This window comes from Streptomyces sp. NPDC033229, assembly GCF_055576875.1.
The window spans coordinates 1-1416 of the sequence record NZ_JBVIQR010000205.1 but is presented as its reverse complement, the minus strand read 5'-3'; the positions used below and the strand labels follow the sequence as shown (position 1 = coordinate 1416).

General features: G+C 67.5%; 1 protein-coding gene and 1 pseudogene. One reads left to right on the top strand and one right to left on the bottom strand.

Annotated features, from left to right (window positions below):
• Positions 1-95 (top strand): annotated as a pseudogene (locus tag ACZ53N_RS37410) (transposase); the annotation flags it as partial.
• 763 nt (positions 96-858) lie between these two features.
• Here the strand turns inward: ACZ53N_RS37410 and ACZ53N_RS37405 are convergent.
• On the bottom strand, positions 859-1416 hold a 558-nt coding region (locus ACZ53N_RS37405), incomplete at its 5' end, for a DciA family protein (RefSeq protein ID WP_469145143.1).

Here is a 1416-nt window from a genome sequence, read left to right as displayed (position 1 = left end):
ACCTCAACCCGGTCGAGGGTATCTGGTCACTCCTGCGGCGCGGCCCGCTGGCCAACACCGCCTTCACCAATCCCGACCACCTCGCCCGGACCCTCTGATTCATCCAGCATTGGAAGCCCTCTGCTCCTATGGACAAGCCGGGGCCGCGAACCGATATCCTTCACGCAGAAAGTGCCTTCCTCTGGCGACGACAGAGCCCCTAGACAAGGTCCATCGTCCCAGCTCAGGAAGGCACTTTTGCGTTTCTACCCAACCCTCAGCCGCACCCCAACCGAAACAGCGAGGTTAAGTGATTTCTGCCGCCTGTCGCTCAACCGCCCCCGGGAGAATTTCCGGCGGCCCGCGGGTTCGCGAGTGATCGTTGAATCAGCACAGACCTGACAGGTCTACACCAATGCCCCACCTGCATATATATGCACCGCCCGCCTAAGGTCACCCCGGCCCCGAACATTTGAGTGACGCACATTACATTCGGGTGGGCTGGTGGTGTAAGGATTCGTCAGGACGACCGTCAAGGAGAGCCAAAGCGTCGCGTCGGCGAGGCCGGAGCCAAGGGGGCGTCCTGCAAGAGGGCCTCACCGGCGGGCACAGCACCCTCCTGGCCACCACCGGGGCCGGCTCCTCTTTGCTAACGCCGGGCGACGGCCGCCTCGACGGACCGCGGTCAGCGGCAGGAATCAGGTCGCCACGGCTCGGCCAGCAGCCCGACCTGGCCGGTCGCAATCTGCCCCTGCGACACACACGGCCGGTTGCCCCCCACCCAACGGGGGTCACCAGCCGTTCTCATTTCCCTCGGGACGACATCGGATTCGGGGAACGCGCGGCGGGACAGCTCGCGCATCGCGGCGGACTGCCGCTCTACCGCCTCCGCGATACCCGGGACACCCGGCGCGGCGAGGCGACCTCCTGGTGCGCGGCAAGCGCGCTGCAGTACCCCTCGCACGCCGTCTCTCTCGTCCTCACCGGACCCACGGCAACGTCGACCAGGGCCACCGAAGCGACATCGGCCGGGTCGGGTGCGGGCACGGCACCGGGCGGCAGGATCCGCAGGGCGCTCACCGCGGTGCGGCCCGCCGCCTGTTTGGCGGCTCCAATGACCCCGGTCTGTTCCAGGCGCGCCTTCGCCGCCAACGCTGACGACTCCGGACACACGGTGAGCTGACCGAAGTCCGGGTCGAACGCCGCGGCTGCGACGTGTCCGGCGAGGGCAAATACCGCCCACCGGTCCCGCAGCGCCGCGCCGGCGGCTGGGAGCTCCCAAACCCGCTCGATGACCAGCGCGCCGATCGCCGCTCCGAGGCCCATTGACTCGCGCCCGTCCGGGTCTGTCCAGTAGACGGTGTAACCGTGGTTGGTTTGTAGGTTCAGATTCGGTTGTTGGTGAGGCGTCCGTCGAAGGCGGTGTCGAATGCCTGG